This window comes from Methanobrevibacter thaueri (genome assembly GCF_015062905.1).
Taxonomy (GTDB): domain Archaea; phylum Methanobacteriota; class Methanobacteria; order Methanobacteriales; family Methanobacteriaceae; genus Methanocatella; species Methanocatella thaueri_A.
This window is the reverse complement of sequence record NZ_SUTK01000060.1, coordinates 1-8,295: the sequence shown is the minus strand read 5'-3', so window position 1 is coordinate 8,295 and position 8,295 is coordinate 1. Positions and strand designations below refer to the sequence as shown.

General features: G+C 36.9%; 9 protein-coding genes. 6 read left to right on the top strand and 3 right to left on the bottom strand.

Annotation, left to right across the window (positions count from 1 at the left end; genetic code table 11):
* The 4 genes from E7Z79_RS08515 to E7Z79_RS08500 all read left to right on the top strand — a co-directional run.
* On the top strand, positions 1-400 hold a 400-nt coding region (locus E7Z79_RS08515; protein ID WP_303739532.1), incomplete at its 5' end, for a hydrogenase iron-sulfur subunit.
* 16 nt (positions 401-416) lie between these two features.
* A complete protein-coding gene (locus E7Z79_RS08510) occupies positions 417-1,343 on the top strand; it encodes a F420-nonreducing hydrogenase (protein WP_303739531.1) in 927 nt (308 codons plus the stop codon).
* A 1-nt stretch (position 1,344) separates the two neighbouring features.
* Positions 1,345-2,772: a Ni/Fe hydrogenase subunit alpha gene (locus tag E7Z79_RS08505; protein ID WP_303739530.1), complete on the top strand. Its 1,428-nt coding sequence runs from the start codon at positions 1,345-1,347 to the stop codon at positions 2,770-2,772.
* Between the two features lie 21 nt (positions 2,773-2,793).
* Positions 2,794-4,029, top strand: a complete 1,236-nt coding sequence (locus tag E7Z79_RS08500; protein WP_303739529.1) for a 4Fe-4S binding protein — start codon at positions 2,794-2,796, stop codon at positions 4,027-4,029.
* 44 nt (positions 4,030-4,073) lie between these two features.
* Here E7Z79_RS08500 and E7Z79_RS08495 read toward each other — a convergent pair whose 3' ends face one another.
* Complete coding sequence (locus E7Z79_RS08495; protein ID WP_303739528.1) at positions 4,074-5,330, bottom strand: dihydroorotase family protein; 1,257 nt, start codon at positions 5,328-5,330, stop codon at positions 4,074-4,076.
* Positions 5,331-5,413: 83 nt separating this feature from the next.
* Here E7Z79_RS08495 and E7Z79_RS08490 point away from each other — a divergent pair, with 83 nt between their 5' ends.
* Positions 5,414-6,490 (top strand): nucleotidyltransferase family protein, encoded by a 1,077-nt coding sequence (locus E7Z79_RS08490; RefSeq protein ID WP_303739527.1) that lies wholly within the window; start codon positions 5,414-5,416, stop codon positions 6,488-6,490.
* On the opposite strand, the gene E7Z79_RS08485 is transcribed toward E7Z79_RS08490, so the two are convergent.
* Together E7Z79_RS08485 and E7Z79_RS08480 are read right to left on the bottom strand one after the other, a co-directional pair.
* On the bottom strand, positions 6,480-7,493 hold the full coding sequence (locus E7Z79_RS08485; RefSeq protein WP_303739526.1) for a hypothetical protein: 1,014 nt from the start codon (positions 7,491-7,493) through the stop codon (positions 6,480-6,482). The genes E7Z79_RS08490 and E7Z79_RS08485 overlap by 11 nt on opposite strands.
* A gap of 70 nt (positions 7,494-7,563) precedes the next feature.
* Complete coding sequence (locus tag E7Z79_RS08480) at positions 7,564-7,794, bottom strand: KEOPS complex subunit Pcc1 (protein ID WP_303739525.1); 231 nt, start codon at positions 7,792-7,794, stop codon at positions 7,564-7,566.
* A gap of 203 nt (positions 7,795-7,997) precedes the next feature.
* Here E7Z79_RS08480 and E7Z79_RS08475 point away from each other — a divergent pair.
* On the top strand, positions 7,998-8,295 hold a 298-nt coding region (locus E7Z79_RS08475), incomplete at its 3' end, for a 50S ribosomal protein L16 (RefSeq protein WP_303739524.1).

Sequence of the window (8,295 nt, the reverse complement as noted above, 5' to 3'; positions counted from 1 at the left end):
GTTTTGTTGCAACTGGTGTTCCTATGGAGGAGCAGACACAGCTGGTACTGCACGTATGCAATACCCACCGAATATTAGAGTTATTCGTGTAATGTGTTCTGGAAGAATTGACCCACAATTTATTTTAAAAGCATTTAAAGAAGGTGCTGATGGGGTATTTGTAGCTGGATGTCACATGGGTGACTGCCATTATGACGCAGGTAACTACAAATTAGATCGTAGAATGAGATTAATTTATAAATTAGTTGAAGATATGGGAATTGGAAAAGAAAGAGTTCACCACGACTGGATTTCTGCATCCGAAGGTGAAAAATTCTCTCAAGCTGTTAAAATGATGGTTAACAGAATTAAAGAGTTAGGTCCAGCTCCATTAAAACAACAATTAGATGCTGAAGGATAAATTGGAGGAGTTTAATATGGCAGATAAAGTTAAAATAGGAACTATGTGGTTTGGCGGATGTTCCGGTTGCCACTTATCCATTGCGGATTTCCACGAATCCTTAATTGATGTTATGGAATTCGCGGATTTCGAATTTTCCCCTGTACTCATGGATACTAAATATGATGAAGTACCTGAATTAGACATTATTATTGTCGAAGGTGGAATAAGAAACGAAGAAAACAGAGAATTAGCTGAAATGTTAAATGAAAAATCTAACATGGTTATTTCTTACGGAACCTGTTCTTGCTACGGAGGTATTCCAGGTCTCGGAAACTTATGGACTGTTGAAGAATTAGAAGAAGAAGCATACATTAATTCTGTATCTACTGTAAACCCTGAAGGTATTATTCCTCACGAAGATGTACCTCATCTCGAAAGCAGAGTAAGACCTATCAGTGATGCTATGGATATCGACTTAATGATTCCAGGTTGCCCACCTCGTTCTGATGTTGTAGCAGAAGCTGTTTTAACATTATTAAGAGGAGAAACAATCGAATTACCTTCCACAAACCTTTGTGAAGTATGTCCTAGAGAAAAACCACCTGCTGGTTTAGCTATGGACTTCATTAAAAGGCAATTTGAATTAGGTCTTCCTGAACCTGATTTATGTTTAATTTCCCAAGGTTTAGTATGTATGGGTCCTGCTACCGTATCATTATGTGGTGCAGAATGTCCTTCTATTAATGTACCATGTAGAGGATGTTACGGTCCTACTGCTAAAGTATTAGATCAAGGAGCAAAAATGATCAGTGCGATTGCATCTGACTACGGTGTACAAGAAGATAAAACCGTTGACCCAGAAACAGTTGCTGATCAATTAGATGATATTGTAGGTACTTTCTACACTTACACATTAGCTGCTGCTTTAGTGCCAATGAAAATGCAGAAAGGAGGAGAATAAAATGGTTAAACTTACTATGGAGCCTGTCACTCGTATTGAAGGACACGCTAAAATTACTGTGCATCTCGACGATGCTGGAAACGTAGAAGAAACAAGATTACACGTTATGGAATTCAGAGGTTTTGAAAAATTCTTAACAGGTCGTCCTGTAGAAGAATTACCAAGATTAGTACCTCGTATTTGTGGTATTTGTGATGTACAACACCACTTAGCAGCTGCTAAAGCAGTTGACCAAATCTTCGGATTTGACGATTACGAAATCTTACCTGCTGCATACAGAATGAGAGAAATCATGAACTGGGGTTCATACATGCACTCCCACGCTCTTCACTTCTACTTCTTAGCAGCACCTGACTTAATCATTCCAAACGGAACTAGAAAAACCAGAAACGTTTTCCAAGTTATTAAAGACATGCCTGAAATTGCACTTCAAGCAATCAACATCAGAAGAAACGGTCTTGAAATGGTTAGAAAAATCGGTGGTCGTCCTATTCACCCTACTTCATCCACCCCTGGTGGTATCTCAACCGAATTAGACGCTGACACTCAAAAAGATTTACTTGAAAGAGCAAAACAGAACGTCGAATTAGCTCAAGCTACTTTAGACTTAGCTATTCCTGTATTTGAAGAAAACATCGACTTAATTGCTTCATTAGGTAACTTCGGTGACACCAGACACTGTGGTACCGTAAAACCTGATGGAACTTGGGATGTATATAATGGTAACATTAGATTCAAAGACAAAGATGGAAGCGACTTATTTGAATACAGAAACGAAGAGTACACTGACTATGTTGCTGAACACGTAAAACCTTACTCCTGGTTAAAATTCCCTTACATTAAAGAAATGGGATACCCAGAAGGTATTTACAGAGTAGCACCATTATCCAGGATCAACGTCTGTGATCAAATGCCTAAAGAAGCACCTCTCGCACAAGAAGCTCTCAAAGCTTTCCGTGACGCTTTCGGATATGCTCAAGCACCATTATTATTCAACTATGCTAGACTCATCGAATTATTAGCATCCGCTGAATGTGCTGCTGCAGCATTAGAAGAAGATTTATCTGGTAAAAAATTCCCTGATGAATTAGAAAGAACCGAAGGTAAAGGTGTGGGTATTGTCGAAGCTCCTCGTGGTACTTTAATCCACCACTACGAATCTGATGACAACGGATTATGTAACTATGCTAACATTGTTGTAGCTACAATCCAAAACAACCCAGCTATGGAAATGGGTATTCACCAAGTTGCTTTAGATTACATCAAACCTGGTGTAGAAGTGGATGACAGCATCTTCAACTTAATGGAAATGGTTATCAGAGCTTACGACCCATGTTTATCTTGTGCTACCCACTCAATGGATAGTCAAATGAGATTAGCTGAAGTAGATATTGTAGACAGTGAAGGAAACCTCATTAAAAAATTCTAAGTTTAAGGGGGTTTTTTATAAATGATTGTATTTAACGAAGATGGCTGTATAAAATGTGGTGCTTGTCAAGGTACTTGTCCTACATCAGCTATTGAAGTAACACCTAATGCTATTATTCACTGTGACACTTGTGGCGAAGAACCTAAATGTGCTGACGCTTGTCCACAAGGTGCATTAAAAGTAGAAGAATTCGAAATCGCTGAAGGTATTGTTGTACCAAGATTAGTATTCAATTCTATTTTATGTGACTCCTGTGGCAAATGTGAAGAAGTCTGCCCACAAGAAACTATTAAAGTCACTGGTGAAAAATTAAAAGAAGTTGAAGGTTTCTGTGTAATGTGTCAAAAATGTGTTGACATTTGCCCAGTTGATGTAATTGGTGTTCCAGGCATTAAAGAACCTGCTGAATATGAATTAGATCTTAAAGGTAAAGGACCTGTTTACCTCGATAATTGTGTTGGATGTGGAACTTGTGTAGAACCTTGTCCTGTAAACGCAATCACTCTTGAAGAAGTTGGCAGTCCTGTTACTGTAGGTGACGATTGTATCAGATGTGGTTTATGTTCTCAAACCTGTCCTTGGAATGCAATATTCATTGCTGAGAAGAAACCTATCAAACGTACAAAAGAAATCAAATCTTTCACTTTCGATTCAGCTAAATGTATTGGATGTAACACTTGTGTTGAAGCATGTCCTGGTGATTTCATCGCTGCAAACAGTGCAAGTTTAACTGTTGCAATTCCTAGTGTCTGTGCTGCATGTGGTTTATGTGTAAAACTTTGTCCTGTTGACGCATTAGAAATTGATGTGGAATGGGGTGAAGGTGCACCTGTAGATGCAGAAGGTATTGGAAGAGATGTAGAAAAATGTGACTTCATCGGTGCATGTGCTAACAAATGTCCTACTGAATCTAGGCGCGTAATTACCAAAACTGGTATGTGCTGCCCTGCTTTAGAGGAAACTGATTCAGAACCATCATTTGCTAGCTGTATTAGATGTGGAGCTTGTGCTTCAATGTGTTCTAACGATGCATTAAAAGTAGAACAATATGAAGTAACCATTGACGGCGAACCTGTCTTAAGAGACAGAATTGCATTCAACCCATCTAAATGTGATCAATGTGGTGACTGTATCGAAGCTTGTCCTTATGACATGATTCACAAAACAGACAATCCTAAATTACCAATTGCAGGATTCTGTACCTTATGTGGTCAATGTATTGAGGCATGTCCTGAAGACGCATTATGTTACAAATAGGTGTGTTAACACACCTTACTTTTTTCTTTTTTTTAAAAAATTAGTTATAATTTATTCATTACTGTTTTTCCATTAACGATTGTCATTATTGGCATACCTTTGTATTCCCAACCGTCAAACGGTGAGTATTCAGCTTTTGTTTTGAATTCAGCAATGTCGAATTTGCCTTCCCGTTTTAAATCTATTATTGTAAGATCCGCATCAAAGCCAACATCTATTTTTCCTTTAGTGTCTAATCCATAGACTCTTGCGGCATTTTCACTGAAAATCTTTGGAATCAACTTAAAGTCAAGATTGCCTTTATTCACTTCGGTTAAAAGTAGCGGCACAACTGTTTCAAGGTTTGGGATTCCCGGTGATGATTTCCAGACTCCTTTTGTCTTGTCTTCAAGGGTGTGTGGAGCATGGTCTGTTCCGATTATTGAATTTTCATCCAAATCACTGATTCTTACGCTGTCTCCCTCAGGTCTTAGTGGAGGATTGGTTTTTATGAATGTGTCATATATATTGTATGCTGAATTATCAAGTAGTAAATGATGTGGTGTAAATTCCCAGCTTACAGGCATAATTTTACTTGCACTTTTTGCCATACTTAGTGATTTGCTTGAGCTTAGATGGCAGATATGCAAACGTAAATCATTTGCCCTTGCAAGCTCAATTGCTTGTCTGACAGATTCGTCCTCAGATTTGGTCGGTCTTGCGTAGGTGTAATCAATAGCGGTATTTTCCTTATTTTGCTTTAACCTTTCGGTTTCATCTTCAACGATTGATTTTTTTTCACAATGGGTTGCAACAAGCCCGTTATAATCGGTGGTTTCTTTTAGAATTGATAAATCATGGAATATTTTTTCCAAACTTTCATCGCTCTCGAGGTCCATGAATATTTTGACGCAAATCGGATTCAGCTTCATCATCTTTTTCATTTCCTCTAAATCGTTATGTCCGATTTGAAGTTCAAAGTTTACGACGGACTTTTCCTGAGCTATTTTGATTTTTTCTTCAAGTGCTTTGTATGTGTTTGTTTTAGGTAGCGTATTCGGCATGTCGATGACTGTTGAAAATCCTCCGTTTGCAGCTGCCAAACTTCCACTTTTAAAGTCCTCTTTTTGGGTCAATCCAGGATCTCTGAAATGTATATGTGGGTCGATAAAACCTGGGAGCACATAATTGCTTTTGACATCGATTATTTCGCTTGCTTTTAAGGGTGTCTTTGAAATATCTGATATTTTTCCATCTTCAATTTTTATAAAATACTCTCCGATTTCATCCGCTAACCTGCAATTTTTCAAAACTAAATCCATGATTATCACCTGTCTGGTTCAATATTTGTCATTTCTAATTTTAAAAGATAACTTTTTTTAATCCAAAAACCAAATTTTTAATCATGTCTCAAATTTCAGATATTCTCAAGAGGGATATGGAGTTATTCTATAATGATTTAAATGTGGAGAGTGAAATTTCCGATAAATCTTCAGACACCATTCTGGTGTCAGATTTCACCGAGTACAATCCTTTGCACAATGGCCATTTTCATTGCATGAAAACTGCAAGGGCAATGTTTGATGAGGCATTGTTTGTAGCTATTGTGCCGGGGCTATTTGAGAGAAGCGGCAGGGGCATACCATATATATTGCCTCGCGAAATCAGAGCGGAAATTGCAATTTCTGTTGGTGCTGACATTGTGGTTGAAGGCCCTCCAATGGGAATAATGGGATCAGGCCAATATTCCCTGTGCCTGTGCAAGATGTTTCAAGCTCTGAACACCGATTACATTCCTCGGGGATACAAGCCTGTAGAGGGAATGGATGAGATATTGAGAAGGATTAACATGGGCCATCACATTGCATCAAAACCCTATAAGATAGTGGACAAGACCACTCATGAAACCCTTTTGAAGGGAAAGCTTGAGGAGGATAACTACGTGATCACCTCATTTTCAAATTCCCTGTCAAAAATAGGCTTTGACTATAAGGACAAATTCATTTTTGTCGAGCGGATTGAAGGGGTGAGCGGCACATTGATTCGCGAAAGCATTCTGGAGGACAATTTTGATAAAGTTATGGACATGATGCCCCAAAAGACAATTGATGTGCTGAAACGGGAAATAAAAAATGATGGGATAATATATGGCATTAGGGATGAGGAGGCCATTTTAGACACTGCAAACAACTACTCTTTTGAAGAGCTTGCTGCCTTGAACCTATTTAATGACAAATTGGCTGAAACCATCATTGAAAACAGGCCTTTTGATGATATAAAAATGTTGGAAAAATCATTATTGCAGGGATTTTCCTCTCATTTCAAGCAAAGAATATTAAGCATAATGGAAAATCCGATACCAAAAAAAGAAATATCCCAATACATTGACAAATACCCATCAAATATCAGGATATTGGCTTATAAAGATAAAAAAAGTTTGGAAAAATTTAAAGAAAAAGTCCTCAAAAAAGTTATACTGTAGGAGGAGGACTTACGATATTATTAATCACATTTTGTGGATTTGAAAGCGCATATATCGCATCCATGAATGTTGGGTATGCTGCATGTAATACGAATACATATACTAGGTAGTATATTACAACCAAAATCACTATGACTAATAATACGGTTAAGAGAATGTCAACAACACTCATAGGTTCCTTATCTTCCTGATAGTTTAAATTATGGATGTTTTTGTCTCTGCCTCTACCTTTTTTGCCGCCTTCTTTTTCCGCTAAAATTTCAGCTCTGATTCTTGCTTCCATTTCTTCAGGGGTTTCATTTTTAGGGCGTTGTTTTTTAGTATTTAATAGAGTTTCATCCCTGTCAGGATATTCTTTTCTAGTTAAGGAGCCGTATTGTTCTTCATCTTTAGCCAATTGTTCGCCTAAAGGAACATTATCATCGAAATATAAATCATCTAAATATTTTTCATATCTGTCTTCCAATTCCACTCTTGCACTTGTTGGTGCTGGCTCATATGAATGATCTGGATAAATGTATTCAGCGTCACTAGGAGCTTGTTGCGGAATTTCTTCTTGACGATAGACAGGTTCGTTTTGTGCAATTTGTGGTTCTGGAGAGACAGGAGCTTGTTCTACTTTAGGTTGAACAGGTTCCTTTTCGTATGAGGATTCGAGGCCTCCACTATACTCAATATTATCCTTTATATTATATGGAGAATCGTCACGAATTTGTTTTATTTCATGAACTTCCGGTGCTGGAGGTACTTCTTCAACAACGTTTTGTGTTTGGTAAACACTTTCTTCAGCCGGTTGTTTGTTAAGTCTTGCAGGTTCAGTTTTTACAGGTTCTTGAGCAGGTTCTGCTGCTTTATTTTCAATTCCAAGACCTACAATTTTTTCTAAACATTCTTTACAATAAATTTTACCAGCAATTTCTAATCCACATTCTTTACATATTGATTTTCCACATATTGCACATGTATCTGTGCTTTCTCTTTCAGGATGATAATAGCATTCCATAAATTACACTCTCACAACGAATTAATATATATTAATTTTATATATGTTTTTTTTATTTATATAAAACTTTTCATTGTTTAATTTTTTCGACGATTTTTTCAACAACTATCTCTGAAGCTATTAAATCGTCTACTGTTGCAAGAAAAGTGCCCAATTTCTCGCTGTTCACTTTATATTCAATGGTGTTGTCGTTTAATTTTGATTTTAGATAATTTTCATTATCGACTTCAAGGGAATCAAAAACCACCTTTGCGTCATCCGCATTCTTATATATGAACCTAAGATCTCCATTGATTTTCATAAGTTATTATATATTTTTTATTACCTAAAATATTTTAGGGGCAAAAATTCCAAAAATAGGGTAACCTTTATTAATAACTTAGTCAATATATTTAAGTATTCTATTATATTACGATATAATTTTTATATAGCTATTGTTGAAAATTCACTATTTTTAGCTATTTTTAATTAAAAACAATTTATGTTTATTTCGGAGGAATAATAATGGTTCGTGCTTATACAAGAAGAGATTATATTAGAAAAACCCCAAATTCAAGAATCGTACAATACGATATGGGAAACTTAAAAGATGAATTCCCAGTATCTTTAAGTTTAGCTGTAAAAAAACCTGCTCAAATCAGACACAACTCTTTAGAAGCAGCAAGGATTGCTTCTAACAGATTGATGCAAAGGGCTGCTGGTAGAATGGGATACCACTTAAAATTAAGAGTATACCCTCACCAAATCGTAAGGGAAAACCCAATGGCAACCGGTGCAGGTGCGGATAGGGTACAAAGCGGTA

Excerpts from the sequence above, each read along its gene's own strand:
- E7Z79_RS08510 (WP_303739531.1), top strand. The coding sequence starts at position 417 with ATGGCAGATAAAGTTAAAATAGGAACTATGTGGTTTGGCGGATGTTCC.
- E7Z79_RS08505 (WP_303739530.1), top strand. The coding sequence starts at position 1,345 with ATGGTTAAACTTACTATGGAGCCTGTCACTCGTATTGAAGGACACGCT.
- E7Z79_RS08500 (WP_303739529.1), top strand. The coding sequence starts at position 2,794 with ATGATTGTATTTAACGAAGATGGCTGTATAAAATGTGGTGCTTGTCAA.
- E7Z79_RS08495 (WP_303739528.1), bottom strand. The coding sequence starts at position 5,330 with ATGGATTTAGTTTTGAAAAATTGCAGGTTAGCGGATGAAATCGGAGAG.
- E7Z79_RS08490 (WP_303739527.1), top strand. The coding sequence starts at position 5,414 with ATGTCTCAAATTTCAGATATTCTCAAGAGGGATATGGAGTTATTCTAT.
- E7Z79_RS08485 (WP_303739526.1), bottom strand. The coding sequence starts at position 7,493 with ATGGAATGCTATTATCATCCTGAAAGAGAAAGCACAGATACATGTGCA.
- E7Z79_RS08480 (WP_303739525.1), bottom strand. The coding sequence starts at position 7,794 with ATGAAAATCAATGGAGATCTTAGGTTCATATATAAGAATGCGGATGAC.